This is a genomic window from Heyndrickxia coagulans 36D1 (genome assembly GCF_000169195.2).
In the GTDB taxonomy this organism is placed as follows: domain Bacteria; phylum Bacillota; class Bacilli; order Bacillales; family Bacillaceae_C; genus Weizmannia; species Weizmannia faecalis.
In genome coordinates this window covers 2,316,578-2,335,775 of sequence record NC_016023.1, presented here as the reverse complement: position 1 = coordinate 2,335,775, position 19,198 = coordinate 2,316,578, and the positions used below count along the sequence as shown (strand labels likewise).

Below are 19,198 nucleotides of genomic sequence, written 5' to 3'. Positions count from 1 at the left end.
ATCTCAGTCGAAGACTACGAAATCCGTACGCCGATGAACGAGCGCCCTACGCTTTTCCCCTTAGAAAGGAGGTGATCCAGCCGCACCTTCCGATACGGCTACCTTGTTACGACTTCACCCCAATCATCTGTCCCACCTTCGGCGGCTGGCTCCGTAAAGGTTACCTCACCGACTTCGGGTGTTACAAACTCTCGTGGTGTGACGGGCGGTGTGTACAAGGCCCGGGAACGTATTCACCGCGGCATGCTGATCCGCGATTACTAGCGATTCCGGCTTCATGCAGGCGGGTTGCAGCCTGCAATCCGAACTGGGAATGGTTTTCTGGGATTGGCTTAACCTCGCGGTCTCGCAGCCCTTTGTACCATCCATTGTAGCACGTGTGTAGCCCAGGTCATAAGGGGCATGATGATTTGACGTCATCCCCACCTTCCTCCGGTTTGTCACCGGCAGTCACCTTAGAGTGCCCAACTGAATGCTGGCAACTAAGGTCAAGGGTTGCGCTCGTTGCGGGACTTAACCCAACATCTCACGACACGAGCTGACGACAACCATGCACCACCTGTCACTCTGTCCCCCGAAGGGGAAGGCCCTGTCTCCAGGGAGGTCAGAGGATGTCAAGACCTGGTAAGGTTCTTCGCGTTGCTTCGAATTAAACCACATGCTCCACCGCTTGTGCGGGCCCCCGTCAATTCCTTTGAGTTTCAGCCTTGCGGCCGTACTCCCCAGGCGGAGTGCTTAATGCGTTAGCTGCAGCACTAAAGGGCGGAAACCCTCTAACACTTAGCACTCATCGTTTACGGCGTGGACTACCAGGGTATCTAATCCTGTTTGCTCCCCACGCTTTCGCGCCTCAGCGTCAGTTACAGACCAGAGAGCCGCCTTCGCCACTGGTGTTCCTCCACATCTCTACGCATTTCACCGCTACACGTGGAATTCCACTCTCCTCTTCTGCACTCAAGCCTCCCAGTTTCCAATGACCACTTGCGGTTGAGCCGCAAGATTTCACATCAGACTTAAGAAGCCGCCTGCGCGCGCTTTACGCCCAATAATTCCGGACAACGCTTGCCACCTACGTATTACCGCGGCTGCTGGCACGTAGTTAGCCGTGGCTTTCTGGCCGGGTACCGTCAAGGCGCCGCCCTATTCGAACGGCACTTGTTCTTCCCCGGCAACAGAGTTTTACGACCCGAAGGCCTTCTTCACTCACGCGGCGTTGCTCCGTCAGACTTTCGTCCATTGCGGAAGATTCCCTACTGCTGCCTCCCGTAGGAGTTTGGGCCGTGTCTCAGTCCCAATGTGGCCGATCACCCTCTCAGGTCGGCTACGCATCGTTGCCTTGGTGAGCCATTACCCCACCAACTAGCTAATGCGCCGCGGGCCCATCTGTAAGTGACAGCCGAAGCCGTCTTTCCTTTTTCCTCCATGCGGAAGAAAAAACTATCCGGTATTAGCCCCGGTTTCCCGGCGTTATCCCGATCTTACAGGCAGGTTACCCACGTGTTACTCACCCGTCCGCCGCTAACCTTTTAAAAGCAAGCTTTTAAAAGGTCCGCACGACTTGCATGTATTAGGCACGCCGCCAGCGTTCGTCCTGAGCCAGGATCAAACTCTCAGTAAAGATGTTTGATAAAAGCTCAAAAAGAATTTGACGTTTCGTTTTGTCCAGTTTTCAAGGAACGATCTGTTTTGACAGTGACTAAATTATTATACCATCATAACGAAGTCTTTGTCAATAACTTTTTTCGTCTTTCGTCGTTGCTCTTTCATGTTCATCAGCGACGTATATAACTATACCAAGTTATTTATTATGCGTCAATACTAAATTTGATATTTTTTTATTGTTTTTTTGGAATCCGGTACCGTATATGGAAGATTTCAGGCCCCTTTGTCGGCACTGTAATTTCCTCGATCATATTTTTTTCAATTAAAAATTCAAGCAGAACAGGCAAGTCAATACTGTACGATTGAAGGCCTGGATGGAAAAGCAGTTCGTCAATTGTCCATTCTTCCCGTTCTTCCATCAGTTCCAGTAAATGCTGCGCGCCAAACGATGTCTTCGAATAAATGTGGAATTCACTCGCAAGAAAGAGCAGTTCAAGGCGCTTTTCCAGCGACTCTTCACTTGTTACCAGTTCTTCGTACAACTTGAAGATTTGCAGATCAATTTGCTTTACCTGGTTCCAGACGGTTATTTCCGGGTGAAAACCGTTTTCGATCACCGCGAGCCTGGCAAGATGGTGCAAGGCGTGGATGATGTGATTGTAGGCATCGAGGTACTGGCGCTGTTTGAAGAAGTCTTTCCCGTTTAAATACCGGCGGATCAATTTGGCAAATTCCGTACCAATTTTTATTTTTCGTTCATGAAACGGAAAATCTCTTACTTCATCTTTTAAGCGTGCCATGTACTCATTCCGGTCAAATAAGATCAGCCCTTCTGTAATCCATTCGAATATATTGTTGTTTGTCCCGTACAGCATCCACTCTTTCAACTGGTTCTCTGCCACGACATATAAGGCGGCTTTTTTGTCTTCATAGCGGTAATGCTTGACATAGAGCGGCTGGTCCTGCTCTTTGACAATGATGAAGAGAATGGCGTCGAACAAATTGGTTGCGGCATCTTCATCCGGCTTTTTTTCAATATACAGGACAGAAAGGGTATTTGGAAGGCTTGCCCTTTCCTGGTAAATCGGCCTTAAAATGTCTCTCATGCGTCATTCCTCCATCATGCTTTCTATGAACGTATTTCTGCAAATCCCGGGAAATCCCCTGCAAATTTTCGAAACAAATTTCAGTATATTGCATTCCTTCCTTTTTCGCCAGTTATGTTATATTTAGTATGTGTCAAGTTTTTCTCGACAAGGTTTAAATATCGGGTATTCCAAGACACTCTTTTTGTACACTTTCGGCTACCGTGCTTTACTTGCTCGGTGTAATTTTCGGAAAAGATGTAATATTTCCGTATAAAGATGGATAACGGGGATGTTGAGGCGCGCGAAATTCACTCGCTTTCCGCGGGCGGCCGGCGAGCCTCCTCGCTCGTACCTCGCTGCGGGGTCTCTCCTGGCTCGCTTTTCCCGCAGGAGTCTCGTAAATTTCGCGCGCCTCAACGATCAGTCCCCACTGAGCCAGGCTTAAAACGAAAGCTCTAATATTTTGCTTAAATGTCCCATTGCCGATGAACTGCTTGAATGCAGGGCAACTGATCCGTGCTTTACGCCCACTGACGGGCGTACAGGCTGCTTGAGTAGTTGAGACATCCTGATGGATTGTTTCAAGTTCCGTTGCTTTCTCTCGCTTCTTGAACGGTGTTTCAGATAGGCTTCTCTCAATGTCCCATTGAGCATGCCTTGTTTGATTTTCACCATGGCTTCTGCGCCAAGTTCACTCCAATGCATGCCCCTTTTTTTCATCCTGAAGGAGATATGCCTTTGGTTCGATTCCATAGCTCCTAGGCCTCTCGCACCTTCCGGCACGTTTTTCACCCTGTCCCTCCAGTCAAAAATGCGGTCCCAGTTTTTCAAGATATACGAACGGAATTCCTTGATTTTCTTGAGAGCCTTTTTATCCGTCAAGGTGCTTTCGTGCGTATCCAAATATAACGTGAATTGGTCCAGGTTATGCGTTCTAATCGCTTTTCTAATTTGCTCCTTGATCTCGCTCTTTCCGCCCCCAAATGTCCTTATGATGGCTTGTGCAACGTGGTAGGTATCCAGCTGGTTGAGCACCGGAAATTCCGACTGTGAGAATGCTGTTTGAAACCGTTCAGCTGTGTACCCAGCACCTCCATCACTGTTTGTAATGACTTGCGCTTTTTCGAGGGAATAGGTGTTGGCAGCTGTGGCTTGGACTTCATCCCAAAATGTCTGAATGTCTTCCGTCGTCATGATGACTGTGGGCTGACGCAGGGAGACCCTTTTTCCATTGGTTTCCCAACCTTCATAGAGAATGGCATGGCGGACTTCCATACCCTGTTTCTTTTCCAGTCCCCGGATGAATACGCCATCTGCTTCGGAAAACAGGTAGTCTACCTTCTTCCCATCAGGCAGTGAAGCAGCTATTTCCATCTCTTCTACAAGGGCCTTGTCGGCTTCCACCTGCGTTTTTCCTACGCGTTTCACCATTTCCCCTACAGTTGTATGACTAAGACTCACGGCTGTCCATTCTTTTAAAATATTCGCCACCTCCCGATAGGTGTTCTCACTTGCCAACTCTGCCACCTTTAATTCCACTAACGGGCTATATCTCCGGTGGGGTACCAGCCCCAAGCATTCATCCAAGGGATAATGTGAGTTCCCTCTCTTATCACGCATTAATGAACGTTTAAAAGTCACACTTCCAAATAGAAACTGAACGCTTCTGTTATCACTACGGCAGTACTCCCAGCCTTCCTCCAACTTCTTTTGTTTAATTGTTTTATCTAACTCCTCAAATACATCCCCAACCCATTGTGTAAAAGCCTTCTGCATCAGAAGTTTAAGCTGTTCTTCAAATTCGATAAGACTCTTTGTATCCTTTAATAATCCAGCAATTATTGATATAATATCCATGGGAAGACCTCTCTCTCTAGATGTTCATCTTGAAGTGTACAATTAGATGATAGAGCGTCTTCCCATTTTTTTCCACTCATTTGCCCCTTCGAGTAAAATTTTACACATACTATATTTAAAAGAAAGGGGGAATGGTATTGGCGAAGTATTCAAGTAAAATCAATAAGATTCGGACATTTGCCTTAAGCTTGATTTTTGTCGGATTTATCGTCATGTATATCGGGCTGTTTTTCCGGGCGCATCCGATTGTTGTAACTCTTTTTATGCTGTTCGGCCTGTTCTTTATTTTATTAAGCACGGTGGTTTATTTCTGGATCGGCATGCTCTCGACGAAAGCGGTGCAGGTTGTATGCCCGGGCTGCGGCAAGCCGACAAAAATGCTGGGCCGGGTAGATATTTGCATGCATTGCAACGAGCCGCTGACACTGGATCCTGAGCTTGAGGGAAAAGCGTTTGACGAATCATATAATCGTAAGCGATTGCAGAAGTGACAGGCGGGGTGGAGATGAAAAAGCCTAGGTTGCCGGAGTCAGGCAACCCCCGCCCAATTTGAAGAAACCCGCATCCGGTTTTCGCCGGATGCGGGCCGTCTTCGCCTTCGTTCAGCCTTCTGTCTTTTCCAGTTCCTCTGCCAAATTGGCGCGGGAAAGGTTCGCATTTAAAAAAGCGTCTGTTTCCGGAAGTTCCAGATGCATATGCGTTTTTTTGCTGATCCGGATCGTCCCGTAGTCAAGCACATAGTCAAAGACATGGCCGCCGCCGGTGCGTTTGTCGTCAATAAAATGGAGGTGGAAGCCGGCGACCGCGATTCCTTGTGCAAACATCGGCGTCCAAAAACCAGAAAGCGTTCCTTTTGTATTTTCAAACGAGTAAACCGGCTGGGATTTCACCGCTTCCGTCATGGGAACCGGTTTTTCCTGGTAGGAGACGGTTCTTGTGTTCATTTTTTTAAAAACACCGTCCACACGAATGGCATAAAATAAATTTTCGCTGCGGACGAGATCTTTGATCAAGTCTTCCAGTTCGGGTTTTGCTAGAGGACCTTCAGCTGTATAGGTGATATCCTCCGAAAAATGTGCAAGCGAGCAAAACGGTGACTTGTCTTCAGGCTGTACACGTTTTGCCGTCCCGTCCTTCAGCTGATAGAACGCATTGTCAAAGGCAATCAATTCCCCGTCCAAATGGTTGAAAGTGCCGATGCCGAAATCGCCGAACTTTTTTAATTCAGCAAACGTCTTGTCGCTTTCGTATACGCCGTCAAGAAGCGATGTCATCGTGGACAATTGGTATACTTCATCGGTCCGGCTTGTTAAAATTTGCTCTGTATTTTGATTTTCTGCAGCAGTACGCATGGTAAACCCCTTCTTTCTATCGTATCCTGAAAAATTTGTGCCGGCTGAGTCCAAGTTATAGCAGCTGCCCGCCGCAGTAAGTGATTATACCAATTGGTTAGGCAGCAGTTTTTTCGCCAGTTCCAGGTTGTCGCTATAATCAACCGGGACATCGACCACGACAGGGCCTTCTGAGTCCAGTGCTTCCTTCAGTACGGAAACGAGTTCATCAGGTGCATTCACCCGCAAGCCTTTTGCGCCGTAACTTTCCGCGTGTTTTACAATATCAACAGGGCCGAAGTCTGCTCCCGATGTGCGCCCGTATTTCATTTGCTGCTGGAACGCCACCATGTCGTACGTGCCGTCGCGCCAGACGATATGCACAAGCGGTGATTTTAAACGGACGGCCGTTTCAAGTTCCATGGCGGAGAACAGGAAGCCGCCGTCTCCGGAGATCGATATTACTTTTTCATCCGGATTGACAAGCGTTGCGGCAATCGCCCACGGAAGCGCAACCCCGAGCGTCTGCATGCCATTTGAAAACAGCAGGCGGTTCGGTTCATATACCCTGAAATGGCGCGCCATCCAAATATAATGGGAACCGACATCGCATGTCACGGTCACATGGTCATCAATCAACGAACGCAAATCATGAATGAACTGGAGCGGATGCACAAGATTTTTATCCGCCTTTTCCGATGGTTCGTCGCGCAAATTCAGCTGGTTGCGGAGATGTTCCAAAAGTTCCATGGACTTACTGCTCATATTTAAACGGGCCAGCTGTTCTTTGATGCTGTCAACGCTCGCTGAAATGTCACCGACAAGTTCGATTTCCGGCTGGTAATCATGATCGATATCGGCGCGGATTTCATCGAGATGGATGATTTTTCTTTCCCCTTCGCTGTTCCAAAACTTCGGATCGTACTCAACAGAATCGTAACCGATCGCAAGTACGACATCCGCATGCTCAAGCAAAATATCGCCTGGCTGATTGCGGAACAAGCCGATGCGGCCGAAGAAACGATCTTCCAAATCTCTTGAAATCAAGCCTGCCGCCTGGAATGTTTCAACAACCGGCAATGCGATTTTTTTCAAGAGTGACCGGATCGCTTTCACGACTTTCGGGCGGCTCGCACGCATCCCGACCAGAATGACCGGCAATTTGGCATGCTGGATCGCTTTTACAGCTTCTTTAATCGCTTCTTCATTTGCTTTCCCGAGTTCCGGGCTTTCAAGCGGACCCAAAGCTTTGACAGACGCCGGCTCCATCAGCACATCCTGCGGGAAGCTGATAAAAGCGGCCCCTGCCTGTGCCGAAGCGGCAGAACGAAATGCATTTGTCATCACTTCCGGCACTGTATCCGGATGAACCACTTCCGCTGCGTATTTTGTAATCGGCTGAAACAGGGATACATTGTCCATCGACTGGTGCGTTTTTTTCAGCCTGTCTGCGCGCGGCACGTTTCCTGCGATTGCAACGACAGGATCGCACTCCGTATTCGCAGTGGCAAGCCCGGTGGCAAGGTTGGAAGCCCCCGGCCCGCTCGTTACCAGGCAGACACCCGGTTTTCCTGTTAAACGCCCGATAGCAGCGGCCATAAAAGCGGCATTTTGTTCGTGGCGGCATACAATCAATTCCGGGCCGCGTTCTTTCAGTACATCAAATACGGCATCGATTTTTGCGCCCGGAATGCCGAAAACGTACGGCACTTCCTGTTTTTCAAGGCAATCGACAACCAGGTCTGCAGCTGTTTTTTTCGTCGTATTGGTTGGATTTGAATTCTTTTTTTCCACAGTTCCCACTCCCAAGGACAGCCCTATTTTGAACTTTCCCCCGTTTATTACAGGGGAAAACGTTCATCTATAGGCTGAGCGAACTTGTTTCTATCTATACTTTACACCACACGAGGAAATGTTTAAAATATATTATTGTGCTACAAATAATATATAATAAATATTAATCCCAAATGGGGAAGGAGGAGATACAGATGGAACTGCGCCATCTTCATTATTTTTTAACGGTCGCGGAAGAACTACATTTCGGAAAAGCAGCAGAGCGGCTGCAAATGACCCAGCCACCGCTTTCCCAGCAAATCCGGCAGCTGGAAGAAGAAATCGGGGTGGACCTTTTTATCCGCAATAAACGTCATGTTGAACTGACGATCCCGGGAAAAGTTTTTTTAAAAGAGGCCAAGCAGGTCCTTGAGCAGCTGGACAGGGCAGTGGAAAATGCACAGCGGGCTGAGCGGGGGGAATTCGGGAATGTGGTAGTCGGCTTTGTCGGTTCGGCGACTTATGACATTTTGCCGGCTATCGTCCGGGAATTCCGGCTGAAATATCCGAAAACGGCCGTTTCCCTTCATGAGTTGTCAACCCCGGACCAGATTCGGGCGCTGCATCGGAAAGAAATCGATGTCGGCCTGCTGCATCCGCCGATTCATGATCCTTTAATTGAAACGGCTGAGATCCAGACAGGTGCGGCTGCCCTTTCAATGCCGAAAAACCATCCGCTTGCCCAAAAGGAAAAAATCCGCATCGAGGATCTGGCGGACGTCCCGTTTGTCGTTGTGTCGCGTGATATTTGGCCGGGCCTTTATGATGAATTTCTGTCTCTTTTCAAGGACGCCGATTTCAGCCCGAAAATCGTCCAGGAAGCCACCGAGTACCAAATGGTCGTCGGTCTTGTGACAGCCGGAATTGGAATCGGGGTGCTACCACGGACAGCCGAAAAATTATTTAATCTCGATATTGTGTACAGGGAGATTGAAGGGCACCCGTTAAATGCCGTTTTGTCCATTGCGTACCGGAAGGAAGACCAAAACCCGGCCCTTGCCAATTTCTTAAACATCTCCGGCCGGGTGGCAGCAGAATTTTAATGGATTTTTGACCGATTGCATAAATACAATGAAAAATCCGGCCTCCCAACGAAAGAAGAGCCGGATTTATTGCATAAAAGTGTATAAAGTTGCACCGCTAAAACTTTTTAAAAACCTTGCTTGCGGTTTATCAGGTCCCGGTTTAAAGCCGCAAAAAAAGAACCGGACGAACCATTTCGCCGGCATTTGCGCTTTATTTTGCTTCCAGGTAACTGTGCTTTTTCATACATTCCGGACAGGTACCGTAAATTTCCATACGGTGATGGCTTACTTTAAAACCGGTCACATGCGCGGCAAGCTGTTCCACTTCATCCAGGCCAGGATAGTGAAAGTCGACAATCTTTCCGCAGTCTTCACAAATAATATGGTAATGGTTGGATGTGACAAAATCAAAACGGCTTGAAGCATCGCCATAGGTCAGTTCCTGCACCAATCCGATTTCCTTAAAAACGCGCAAGTTATTGTAAACGGTAGCCACACTCATATTCGGGAATTTTCCCTCAAGAGCCTTATATATTTCATCGGCGGTTGGATGTGACATGGATTCAATTAAGTATTCCAATATCGCATGACGTTGAGGGGTAATACGAACGCCCGACTGTTTCAAGGTTTCCAGTGCTTTATTCAACTGTTGCTCGGACACCGCCATGCACCTCTTTTCTAACAATTATCATTCTTAATTTATAATCTTTATAAAAAGTTTACAAAATAAACCCCTGTTTTGTCAAACAAATTAGCGAATCAATCCGCCGGTAATTTGCTTTTTCTGCGCTCTTTGGGGCTCAAAAAAGAAGGAAACCCGTTCATTAGGATGCCTTTTTTCAGTCGGGAGTATGTATAACCACACACCCTTGCTATTCCTCAAGCGGTTGGAGCGGGCGGTCTTTCACCCCAAGACAGTAATTGATATATCTTGCCGCAACGAACAGGAAATCGGACAGCCGGTTTAAAAACGACAGCACAAGCGGATTTACACCATTGACCGCAACACTTGCCCGCTCCGCCCTTCTTGCAACTGTGCGCGCCGCATGCATCGCCGCTGCTGCCGGATGCCCGCCCGGTAAAATAAAGGTTTTTAACGGTTCCAATTTTCCATCCCATTTGTCAATCAAAGCCTCAAGTTCATCGATATATGCCTGTTTCAATTTCCAGTGCACTTCTTTTCCCTCGGGCGTGGAAAGCTCCGCACCGGCATGGAACAGCATTGTCTGGACCCTGCTAAAACATTGTTCTATTTCTTCTTTTTCCGGAAATTGTTCGCCGTGCAAAAAACTGAGTGCAACGCCGATCGCCGAATTCGCCTCATCCACTGTTCCGTAAGCTTCCACGCGCGGATCGTTTTTCGCTGCTCTTACCCCGTAAACGAGCGATGTCGTCCCTTTATCACCAGACCTTGTGTAAATTCTCATCTTGTCCCCTCCACATCAATTTAATGGATCAGCCGTATATAAACGCAACCACGCTATTTTTCTCAATCTGCCCTTTCCCGTAAAACCATATATTAGTTTTGTATCACGAATTCGTAAAAATTGCCATAAAAAAAGAAACCGAACAAGTCGGCTCAAAGATATCGATATTTTTTTGAGGAGGTAATATACACTATGAACCCACGGCAAATCCGCGTGGACAAAAGCCGCCCCGGCCGCAAAAATAGGCACCGGCCGGCCGTAGCTTCCCTGGCGGACAACTGCCGGCATGCGGGAATCCTCCTGCCAGGCTATTTTCTTTCCGAGTCAAAAGCAGATCTTACGACAAACGCCGCCGGGATGGTATAGCCGATTAACGCTTCAATGATAATAAGAATCCGCGCAGCCCCGATCGGCACAATATCCCCGTACCCGACGGAGAACAGCGTGACAGCACTCAAATACATATAATCGAGCAGCGTGTGAAAATCATGCCCTTCCAACAGCTTTCCGTGATGGAGCGCAATTTGAAATCCCATCATATCGAGCAGTAAAAACAACAACCCGAACCCGATCATGATATTGGTGTAGGTAAAAGCAAGAAAAAGGAAACGTTCAAATGAAAGCTGCTTCGCGCGCCAGGACGTCGGATAAAACAAGGTGCGCAGGCTCATTACAATACAAAGGACAACCAATATGCCGAGAAAATAAAACATGCCCGATACCCCCGGCGCCTTTCAAGTTTGTCCTTTCATTGTATGCCTCCGCCGACCGGGTTATGACAGTCTTTACGGGAAGAAAATGGAAGGCTACAATAGAATGGTGAAATTGGCCAATGCCAATGAGGAGGGAACGATAAATGGATTTTTCAAAATCTGAAATCTTGTATAAAGAAGCACTTGAGCATATTGTCGGCGGCGTAAACAGTCCGTCCCGCTCGTACAAGGCGGTGGGCGGCGGCGCCCCGGTTGCCATGGAAAGGGGAAAAGGCGCGTACTTTTATGACGTGGACGGCAACCGCTACATTGATTATCTGGCGGCATACGGTCCGATCATTACCGGCTTTGCCCATCCGCATATTGCTGCTGCGATTAAAAAAGCAGCCGACAACGGCGTTTTGTTCGGCACGCCGACCCCATATGAAGTGCAATTCGCGAAAATGCTGAAAGAAGCAATCCCGTCCCTGGACAAAGTCCGCTTTGTCAACTCGGGAACAGAGGCGGTCATGACAACGATCCGCGTTGCCCGCGCCTACACGGGCCGCGACAAAATCATTAAATTCGAAGGCTGTTACCACGGCCATTCCGACCTCGTGCTTGTCGCCGCCGGTTCCGGCCCGTCGCAACTCGGCATGCCGGACTCGGCAGGGGTCACAAAGGCGATCGCAAACGAAGTCATCACCGTCCCTTATAATGATGTGGAACCTTTTAAACAGGCACTTGAAAAATGGGGCGATGAAGTGGCAGCCGTACTGGTTGAACCGATTGTCGGCAACTTTGGCATTGTGCCGCCGAAACCGGGATTTTTGGAAGCCATTAATGAACTGTCGCACAAAGCCGGCGCCCTTGTCATTTACGATGAAGTGATCACCGCTTTCCGCTTTATGTACGGCGGCGCGCAAAACATGCTCGGTGTTACCCCGGATTTAACCGCCATGGGCAAAATCATCGGCGGCGGACTGCCGATCGGGGCATACGGCGGCCGTAAAGACATTATGGAAGAAGTCGCCCCGCTCGGCCCTGCTTACCAGGCCGGAACCATGGCCGGAAACCCGGCTTCGATGCTTGCCGGAATCGCCTGCCTAGAAGTGCTCCAGGAAAAGGGCGTGTACGAAAACCTCGATCGTCTCGGTGCCATGCTTGAAAAAGGCATTTTGGAAGCAGCCGAAAAACACGGCGTCACCATTACCATTAACCGCGTAGTCGGCGCCTTTACCGTTTACTTTACAGGCGAAAAAGTCGAAAACTACAAGCAGGCTGAAGCATCCGACGGCGAGTTGTTCGGGAAATTTTTCAAACTGATGTTGAAGCAAGGCATTAACCTTGCCCCGTCAAAATATGAAGCCTGGTTCCTCACAACCGCGCATACGGAAGAAGATATCGCAGAAACAATTAAAGCCGTCGACTATGCTTTTTCACATTTAAAAGGATAATCCTTTAAAAAATACACTGTCCCATCTCTGGGACAGTGTATTTTTAACTAATGCCGTGATAGATATGGGGAAATTTTTATAACGCTTATTATCTTTAAACAGAAGTTTTACTTTGTTATAATTTAAAAGATATAAACTAATCATTTTTTTGAAAGGCGAGAACAATGGACTTAGTAATTTTTATATTAGCAATATGTATCATTGTATTTGGGATATCAGGATTTTGTTTTTGGATGGCTTATAGAAACTTAGTAAAACTATTAGAACAATGCAAAAAATTAAAATAACATTCTCTCAGATGATGAGAGGCTGTTTTAAATCACCCGTGACCCGTAACTTTGTATGCGTTTTTAACCACGGCTGTTTAGGTCCCCATTTGTGACAGGCCTTATCCATTCCTAACGTGTAAGCATCTTTTAAACCTTATTCGCTAAGGTAATTTGCACTGCTCCCCAAAGCACTACATTAAAAATCGCCATCATTGTCTGTGCCGGTGTAGCAGCATTCCCGGCCTTCCCTTCTTAAATGATACCATTGGAACTTTATTCTTCATTTGATGATAATTGGGCTTTTTTGCTTTCAACCGTTTTTATGATTTTTTAACCGGGACAGGTACCTATTTAAAATTTGTGTATATGTTATAAAGAATATTGCGCAAGTTGTGAACAGCCAAAGAGAATATGGAATGAAGGGAAGTGTTTTTTCAATGATGAAAAATTTAAACAAACGCGTATGTTTCATGTTATTTAGTTTCATACTTGTTTTCGCCTTACTAGCAGCCTGTTCCAATCATGGAAAAAAAGAAAACAAAACTGCACAGACAGTGAAATCTGAAAATACAATTAAAATCGGCTATCAAAAAAACTGCCCGCTTTTGATTTTAAAAGCAAGCGGCACCTTGGAAAAAAGGCTGAAACCGCTCGGCGTAAAGGTGGAATGGTACGAATTCCAGTCCGGAACAGCGCTTCTCGAGTCCTTGAATTCCGGAAATATTGATTTTGGCAGGACGGGGGACTCGCCGCCGATTTTTGCACAAGCTTCCGGTTCCAATCTGAAATATGTCGGGGTCGGAAAATCAAAATACGAAGGTGCAGCCATCTTGGTGAAAAAGAATTCCACAATCCGTTCCGTGGCAGATCTGAAAGGAAAAAAAGTCGGGTTTGCAAAAGGAAGCAGTTCCCATTATTTTCTTGTCAAAGCACTCGAAAAAAACGGCCTTTCGTACAAGGATATCACGCCGGCTTACCTGCAACCGGGGGATGCCAGAGTCGCCTTTGAACAAGGCACAATCGATGCATGGGTCATATGGGATCCGTTTACCGCCGATGCCGAAGTAACAGGCCATGCACGGACACTTGTAACAGGAGAAGGATATACGACGGACCGCGATTATTTTCTCGCCACTCCGGCATATTTGAAAAAACATGAAAAAATCGTCCAAATCGTCCTCGATGAAGTAAAAAAATCGAGTGCCTGGGCAAATGAACACCCTGCCGAATTAACGGAATTACTTTCAAAAGCCCTCGGTATAGACCAAAAAGCGATCAAAATCGCAGTAGACAGAAGGGAATACGGCCTCGATCCGTTTACCCCGGCAATCATCCAAGAACAGCAACAGATCGCCGACAAATTTTACGAACTGAAATTGATCCCGAAAAAAGTGAATGTAAAAGACAATATTTACCATTTCAAAAAGGATGAAGGAAAGTGAAACATTTTACCGGCTTTTTCATCCAAAAACTGATTCCATGGGGCATCCCGGCCGTGATCATCATCATTTGGCAAATTTTTGCAAAAGAAGGCATCGTATCACCAAAAATTCTGCCGGCGCCTTCAGATGTCCTGATTGCGGCAGTGGAACTGGCAAAAAGCGGCGAGCTCGGGCATCATGTCTGGATCAGTCTGCTGCGGGCTGTGACCGGTTTTCTGATTGGCGGAAGCATCGGCTTTATCCTTGGTTTGGTGAACGGGCTGTTCCGCACAAGCGAATTATTGCTCGATACTTCTGTCCAAATGCTCCGTACCATTCCGCATCTGGCGTTAATTCCGCTTGTCATTTTGTGGTTTGGGATCGGGGAAGAAGCGAAAATATTCCTCGTTGCCCTGGGGGTGTTATTTCCGGTATACCTCAACACTTTCCACGGCATCAAGTCCGTTGATAATGGATTAATTGAGATGGGGAAAATTTACGGATTAAAGGGCTGGCGGATGTTTGCCCATGTCATTTTCCCGGGCTCCCTTTCCTCCATTTTGGTTGGCATTCGGTTTTCATTGGGCGTGATGTGGATTACATTAATCGTGGCCGAAACCATCTCTTCCACATCCGGTATCGGATACATGGCGATGACGGCAAGGGAATTTATGCAAATGGATGTCATTCTTTTAAGCATTCTACTGTATGCCCTTTTCGGGAAATTGTCCGATGCTATCGCCCGCTTTTTTGAAAAAAGATGCCTGAAATGGCATACCAGTTACCAGGAACAATCTTGAAATCGGAGGGACAAATATGGAGAGCTTCCTGCAATTCGACCATTTAGAAAAACGCTATGGAAACAGGGACGTTTTGAAAAATATTACATTATCGGTCAAGAGGGGGGAGTTTATCGCCATTGTCGGCAAAAGCGGCTGCGGAAAAAGCACGCTTTTGCGGCTCTTGTCCGGTTTGGAAAAGCCGAGCGGCGGGCGGATTCTGATCGACGGGAAACCGCTCGGAAATCTGAACAGTAAATCGTGCATGGTCTTTCAGGACGGGCGACTGTTGCCGTGGAAGCGGGTGATCGACAATGTTGTCCTCGGTCTGGATGGCGATCACAAAAAGGAAGCAATCGAAGTATTAAAACATGTCGGGCTTGAAAACTATACCGATGAGTGGCCGGGCAAATTATCCGGCGGACAGAAACAGCGGGTGGCGCTGGCACGCGCGCTTATGCATCAGCCGGAACTGCTGTTGCTGGACGAACCGCTCGGCGCCCTCGATGCATTGACCCGGCTGGAAATGCAAAATCTGATCGAAGAAATCCGCAGATTAAACAGTTTTACCGCCCTGCTTGTAACCCATGATGTGGAAGAAGCCGTGGCTTTAGCCGACAGGGTCGTCCTGCTGTCGGACGGCATCATTGCTGAAGATGTCCCGGTGAAACTGCCAAGGCCGCGGCAAAGAGACCGCGAATCTTTTGCCGCTCTCGTCAACAAAATCCGGAACCGGATTATGGGCGGCCCCGTGCAGGCACCGCCCAAACAAGCGAACAGTTTTTCAGACAGCCGTTCTGTTTATCCCCTGCCCGGCACCCACTAACCCGGGGAATGGCGCTTTATGACCCGCGCCACTCCCCGTCTGCTGCTGCGTTTTTAACAGCCTCATAAAAAGCCGTAATAGCTGTAACTGAACGGCCTGGAGAGTTCAGCATGCTAAACGGCTAAATCCCGGTTCGGCACGGCAACACAACATCAGGAGTGGCCGTGTTTTTCTGCAGAGACAAGCGCCGGCCTTCTCTCACGTTTCAGAAAACTGGCATAGGATATCTGAGCGTGCGAGAGAGGCATTTACTCCTTCTCTCCCGTTTCAAAAGAGGTCCCTCCCGGCCGCATGACGCAAACCGCGCCCGCCAGTAAAAAAGAACCGGCTTTAGCTGCACAGTCAGAATCCCCCTCCACATACGGGGGGTTTTCTCTAAAGTGTGCTTTTCATCGGTAGCGGGTGAGCTTTCTCATGCACTCCCCCGCACTTTCTTGAAAGACCGGCATGTGGCCGATTGTACAAGCATATAGTAAATTGTAAGGCATTCTCATTCAGTTGAGGGATGATTTTCTTGAAAAAGCAACATAGCCGGAATGTAAAAAAATTGTTGATGATTATGGCCGGGGCTGCCCTTCAAGGCTACTCAATGGGTGTATTCTTATTCCCAAATGCCATCCCATCAGGCGGGGCCGGGGGGCTTACAGTGCTCTTCCACCACTGGTTCCACGTCCCTCTTAGCATTGCACTTTGGATGCTGAACTCCTCCATGCTTGTATTCGCCGTGTACTTTTTAAGTGCTGCCAGTGCAATGGGTACGCTTCTCGGGATTACGGTTACATCTGTTTCGGTCAATCTTTCCGCATTTTTATGGGAAACACCATTCCATAACGAATGGCTTGACCTTGCCTTAGGCTCCGTATTGCTCGGCATCGGCATCGGCATTCTGCTCCGGCAAGGTGTTTCCAACGGCGGCATCGGCATTGTTGCCCTCATCATTTCCAAATACAGGAGCGTCAATCCGGCCACCCCACTTTTTATCATCAACGGGCTCATTTTTATTCTGACGGCGTATGTGATCGACTGGGAAATTGTCGTACAAGCCGTCATTTGCCAATATGTGTCAACCAGAATTGTCGGCTGGATTTATCAATTTTCCTTTCAAGCCATTTACTTAAAGCTTCCCTTTCTTCCGTTAGGCTGGCGAAAAAAATAAACGGGCCAGGATCGATGCCGGCAATTCATGCACAAACCACTCTTATCATCCCAATTGAAAAAATTACCAGCATCCGGATTCCATCCCGTTCTTGAAAAATCCGTTTACCTGCCGCCCACCGGTTCCAAAATGGTGTGCCGGCTTCTTTTCTTTTTTTCTTCCCCGCCGGATGAGCCTTTTTCAGTCTGCGGGCGGATCAATAATAACGACAGTAACCCGACTGCAAATGTAAAGCAGGCAATCGAGATAAACATCCCCGGCCGCGACCACGCCATCAGCCTCCCGAACACCGGCGGCCCGACAGCCACCCCGAGAAACCGGACAGATCCGTACAGTGACGTGACAAATCCCCGTTTTTCTTTTCCAACGGCATTCGTAATAAAGCTGTTGACACACGGCAAAATGAGACCGGTGCCGAGGCTCCCAATAGCAAGGACCGGAATAAACAGAAAAAGCCCTCTGAAAAACGTAAGAAGCGCGTAAGAAAGGGTCATCAGGCAGAAGCCCGTGACAATCAGTTTTTTCATCAAGCGCTGGTTTTTCCCGATTTTGCTGCCGGTAATATAAGATGTGGTACACATGACAAGCAGCGGAATCGCCAGAATCAGCCCTTTCATCACACCGTCAATTTTATAACTTTTTTCCAACACATTGGATAGGAAAAAAAGAATACCAAAAAGGGTAAACAAGCATGTCGCGCCTGCAAGATAAGCAGTGCATAGCCACCGCCCGTCGTCTTTAAACACACCGGCAAGTCCTTTTACATATTTCCCGAGCCCAGGTGGTTCTTTCTTTTTTGGTTTTTCTTTAATAAAGACCCATGTTAAAAAAATGGAGACAGCGACCACTACCGGAAAAGCAAAAAACGTGCCGTACCATACGAGCAATGCGATCAGTGCCCCTAATATCGGAGACAGCACTTTTCCAAACCCGTTTGAGGCTTCCACAAGGCCGAGCACCCGGCTTTCTTTATCGCCTTTAAACAGATCCCCAGTGAGGGCCATGGCGATTGGTGCTGTACCGGCTGCCCCGATTCCCTGAAGCGTGCGGCCTGCCAGGATCCAGGCGAAAGCATGGGAAAACAAAGCGGCTGCGATTCCCGCCAGAATGCCGCCTGCCCCGTATAAAAACAATGCCGGCAAAATTACGGCTTTCCGGGAAAAGCGGTCGGAAAGATAGCCGAGCACCGGGATGAACACGGCCGCCACAATGGAGAAAACGGAGATCGTCAAGCTTGCCTGAAAGGAAGTCAAGTGAAGTTCAGACTGCATTTTCGGCAGGACAGGAATCAGCATCGAATTGCCAAGCGTCATAATTAATGGAATGGAGCCGATTGCTGCCACTGTCATTACAGAAGGTTGTTTGCTTGCCATAATATCCTCCCCGGATTTCAATTTTTGCTCTGTTAGATTATCCGGAAGCAAACATTTTATTCTTTTGCCCAAACGAATACTGCAGCCCATTACGGGAAGGGTATGGTTACCTGTTACGCAAGGAGGAAAAAACGTGAAATTATTTATGGAATACATTTTGGAGGAAATCGAAAAAGATCGGGGTGCAGCAAGGTTACAGGGTCTCTTTGTCGCAAAAGATAGACGAGCAGAATTATATTCGCGGTGTGATGCAATTTTTTGACAGCGGATTTGACATTTATTATGCTTTGATTTTCAGTTTCCCCGAAAGCCATCCGAAGCTGCAGTATACGTTCTGGGTGCTGAACCAAACCGGAAACCGGGCTGTGATCGAAAAAGACGGATCCGGGGAAAAGATGATGGAGACGGTCAAGGAAACGGCATTGAAAGAAATCCATGTCAACCTGATGGAAGGCGGCGAAATCCGGCATCTGCTTAAAGAAATAAAGCAAACGATCGGCACTTGCCCGCAATAAAAAGGGGTGCTGCTTAAAGGGTTTGAAAAACAGGGAGCTGCCGGGTTCCTCCCTCATTACGCTGCCAGTGGATGCAACAGGTTCCGGCCTAAAGGCATAGGGGTTTACGGCCTTCATGACAAAACGGGGCTTTCGATTGCGGAGATCCCCCACGGCAAACCGAGATCCCTACTGTAACCCGGCATTACCATCCCCCAACAAGCCGGCCGGTTGCTCACTCCAGCCCTAATCCGCTTTCTTTTCACAAAGCTTACCCGTTGCTTTTAATCCCGTACAAAATGCAGCCAACCCCGGCCAGAATCCACAGCATTTTGGCAAACGAGATTTTATCGGAAATTCCGATCACCCCGATCGCCGTTGTCGTAATTAAAACAACAGGCCCGACAATAGCAAGAGAACTGTTGATGAGAAGCGCTTTTTCCACTTGATTGTATTTGAGCATCAAAATGGCCGCGGAAATTTCGATCATTCCTGAGATCAGCCTGAGCGCAGCCATACTAAGCACATACTTTTCAATCAGCCACAACATCGTTTCCCCTCTTCATAC

Annotated in this window: 18 protein-coding genes and 1 rRNA gene; 8 read left to right on the top strand and 11 right to left on the bottom strand. The window is 47.9% G+C overall.

Annotation, left to right across the window (positions count from 1 at the left end; all coding sequences use genetic code 11):
• Positions 1–64: 64 nt before the first annotated feature.
• From BCOA_RS28100 to BCOA_RS28090, 3 genes are all read right to left on the bottom strand, one after another.
• A 16S ribosomal RNA gene (locus BCOA_RS28100) occupies positions 65–1,618 on the bottom strand.
• A 217-nt stretch (positions 1,619–1,835) separates the two neighbouring features.
• Entirely contained in the window at positions 1,836–2,708 is an 873-nt protein-coding gene (locus tag BCOA_RS28095; RefSeq protein ID WP_014097395.1) for a nucleotidyltransferase-like protein, read from the bottom strand.
• 423 nt (positions 2,709–3,131) lie between these two features.
• On the bottom strand, positions 3,132–4,547 hold the full coding sequence (locus BCOA_RS28090) for an ISLre2 family transposase (protein WP_014095747.1): 1,416 nt from the start codon (positions 4,545–4,547) through the stop codon (positions 3,132–3,134).
• Between the two features lie 137 nt (positions 4,548–4,684).
• On the opposite strand from BCOA_RS28090, the gene BCOA_RS28085 reads away from it, so the two are divergent.
• Entirely contained in the window at positions 4,685–5,038 is a 354-nt protein-coding gene (locus BCOA_RS28085) for a YgzB family protein (protein WP_014097394.1), read from the top strand.
• 111 nt (positions 5,039–5,149) lie between these two features.
• Here the strand turns inward: BCOA_RS28085 and budA are convergent, their stop codons facing one another.
• Positions 5,150–5,899 carry an acetolactate decarboxylase gene (gene budA / locus BCOA_RS28080; protein ID WP_014097393.1) on the bottom strand — a complete coding sequence of 250 codons (750 nt, stop codon included), beginning with the start codon at positions 5,897–5,899 and terminating at the stop codon, positions 5,150–5,152.
• 84 nt (positions 5,900–5,983) lie between these two features.
• Positions 5,984–7,672 carry an acetolactate synthase AlsS gene (gene alsS, locus BCOA_RS28075; protein ID WP_014097392.1) on the bottom strand — a complete coding sequence of 563 codons (1,689 nt, stop codon included), beginning with the start codon at positions 7,670–7,672 and terminating at the stop codon, positions 5,984–5,986.
• Positions 7,673–7,866: 194 nt separating this feature from the next.
• Between alsS and alsR the strand changes: the two genes are divergently transcribed.
• Entirely contained in the window at positions 7,867–8,754 is an 888-nt protein-coding gene (alsR, locus tag BCOA_RS28070) for an acetoin biosynthesis transcriptional regulator AlsR (protein ID WP_014097391.1), read from the top strand.
• Positions 8,755–8,947: 193 nt separating this feature from the next.
• On the opposite strand, the gene perR is transcribed toward alsR, so the two are convergent.
• The 4 genes from perR to BCOA_RS28050 all read right to left on the bottom strand — a co-directional run bounded on the left by perR (position 8,948) and on the right by BCOA_RS28050 (position 10,876).
• A complete protein-coding gene (gene perR / locus BCOA_RS28065) occupies positions 8,948–9,403 on the bottom strand; it encodes a peroxide-responsive transcriptional repressor PerR (RefSeq protein WP_017551387.1) in 456 nt (151 codons plus the stop codon).
• 205 nt (positions 9,404–9,608) lie between these two features.
• On the bottom strand, positions 9,609–10,163 hold the full coding sequence (locus BCOA_RS28060; protein ID WP_014097389.1) for a cob(I)yrinic acid a,c-diamide adenosyltransferase: 555 nt from the start codon (positions 10,161–10,163) through the stop codon (positions 9,609–9,611).
• A gap of 15 nt (positions 10,164–10,178) precedes the next feature.
• Complete coding sequence (locus tag BCOA_RS35385; protein ID WP_014097388.1) at positions 10,179–10,451, bottom strand: hypothetical protein; 273 nt, start codon at positions 10,449–10,451, stop codon at positions 10,179–10,181.
• A 20-nt stretch (positions 10,452–10,471) separates the two neighbouring features.
• Positions 10,472–10,876 (bottom strand): potassium channel family protein, encoded by a 405-nt coding sequence (locus tag BCOA_RS28050; protein WP_014097387.1) that lies wholly within the window; start codon positions 10,874–10,876, stop codon positions 10,472–10,474.
• 143 nt (positions 10,877–11,019) lie between these two features.
• On the opposite strand from BCOA_RS28050, the gene BCOA_RS28045 reads away from it, so the two are divergent.
• The 5 genes from BCOA_RS28045 (at position 11,020) to BCOA_RS28025 (ending at position 16,763) form a co-directional block, all read left to right on the top strand.
• Positions 11,020–12,312, top strand: coding sequence for a glutamate-1-semialdehyde 2,1-aminomutase (locus tag BCOA_RS28045; RefSeq protein ID WP_014097386.1), 1,293 nt, complete (start codon positions 11,020–11,022; stop codon positions 12,310–12,312).
• Between the two features lie 706 nt (positions 12,313–13,018).
• Entirely contained in the window at positions 13,019–14,023 is a 1,005-nt protein-coding gene (locus BCOA_RS28040; protein WP_014097385.1) for a sulfonate ABC transporter substrate-binding protein, read from the top strand.
• The gene (locus tag BCOA_RS28035) at positions 14,020–14,802 is read left to right on the top strand and encodes an ABC transporter permease subunit (protein ID WP_014097384.1); all 783 of its coding nucleotides are present in this window, start codon (positions 14,020–14,022) and stop codon (positions 14,800–14,802) included. The genes BCOA_RS28040 and BCOA_RS28035 overlap by 4 nt, the downstream gene beginning before the upstream one ends.
• A 16-nt stretch (positions 14,803–14,818) precedes the next feature.
• Complete coding sequence (locus BCOA_RS28030; protein ID WP_014097383.1) at positions 14,819–15,607, top strand: ATP-binding cassette domain-containing protein; 789 nt, start codon at positions 14,819–14,821, stop codon at positions 15,605–15,607.
• A 514-nt stretch (positions 15,608–16,121) separates the two neighbouring features.
• Positions 16,122–16,763: a YitT family protein gene (locus BCOA_RS28025; protein WP_014097382.1), complete on the top strand. Its 642-nt coding sequence runs from the start codon at positions 16,122–16,124 to the stop codon at positions 16,761–16,763.
• Between the two features lie 104 nt (positions 16,764–16,867).
• Here the strand turns inward: BCOA_RS28025 and BCOA_RS28020 are convergent, their stop codons facing one another.
• Positions 16,868–18,139 carry an MFS transporter gene (locus BCOA_RS28020; RefSeq protein WP_230951750.1) on the bottom strand — a complete coding sequence of 424 codons (1,272 nt, stop codon included), beginning with the start codon at positions 18,137–18,139 and terminating at the stop codon, positions 16,868–16,870.
• A 203-nt stretch (positions 18,140–18,342) separates the two neighbouring features.
• On the opposite strand from BCOA_RS28020, the gene BCOA_RS28015 reads away from it, so the two are divergent.
• Positions 18,343–18,651, top strand: coding sequence for a hypothetical protein (locus tag BCOA_RS28015; protein ID WP_014097380.1), 309 nt, complete (start codon positions 18,343–18,345; stop codon positions 18,649–18,651).
• A 250-nt stretch (positions 18,652–18,901) separates the two neighbouring features.
• Here BCOA_RS28015 and BCOA_RS28010 read toward each other — a convergent pair whose 3' ends face one another.
• A complete protein-coding gene (locus BCOA_RS28010; protein ID WP_014097379.1) occupies positions 18,902–19,180 on the bottom strand; it encodes a YqhV family protein in 279 nt (92 codons plus the stop codon).
• Positions 19,181–19,198: the final 18 nt, after the last annotated feature.

Coding starts and splice junctions, on each gene's coding strand:
- BCOA_RS28095 (WP_014097395.1), bottom strand. CDS start 2,708: ATGAGAGACATTTTAAGGCCGATTTACCAGGAAAGGGCAAGCCTTCCA.
- BCOA_RS28090 (WP_014095747.1), bottom strand. CDS start 4,547: ATGGATATTATATCAATAATTGCTGGATTATTAAAGGATACAAAGAGT.
- budA (WP_014097393.1), bottom strand. CDS start 5,899: ATGCGTACTGCTGCAGAAAATCAAAATACAGAGCAAATTTTAACAAGC.
- alsR (WP_014097391.1), top strand. CDS start 7,867: ATGGAACTGCGCCATCTTCATTATTTTTTAACGGTCGCGGAAGAACTA.
- perR (WP_017551387.1), bottom strand. CDS start 9,403: ATGGCGGTGTCCGAGCAACAGTTGAATAAAGCACTGGAAACCTTGAAA.
- BCOA_RS28060 (WP_014097389.1), bottom strand. CDS start 10,163: ATGAGAATTTACACAAGGTCTGGTGATAAAGGGACGACATCGCTCGTT.
- BCOA_RS35385 (WP_014097388.1), bottom strand. CDS start 10,451: ATGCCGGCAGTTGTCCGCCAGGGAAGCTACGGCCGGCCGGTGCCTATT.
- BCOA_RS28050 (WP_014097387.1), bottom strand. CDS start 10,876: ATGTTTTATTTTCTCGGCATATTGGTTGTCCTTTGTATTGTAATGAGC.
- BCOA_RS28045 (WP_014097386.1), top strand. CDS start 11,020: ATGGATTTTTCAAAATCTGAAATCTTGTATAAAGAAGCACTTGAGCAT.
- BCOA_RS28040 (WP_014097385.1), top strand. CDS start 13,019: ATGATGAAAAATTTAAACAAACGCGTATGTTTCATGTTATTTAGTTTC.
- BCOA_RS28030 (WP_014097383.1), top strand. CDS start 14,819: ATGGAGAGCTTCCTGCAATTCGACCATTTAGAAAAACGCTATGGAAAC.
- BCOA_RS28010 (WP_014097379.1), bottom strand. CDS start 19,180: ATGTTGTGGCTGATTGAAAAGTATGTGCTTAGTATGGCTGCGCTCAGG.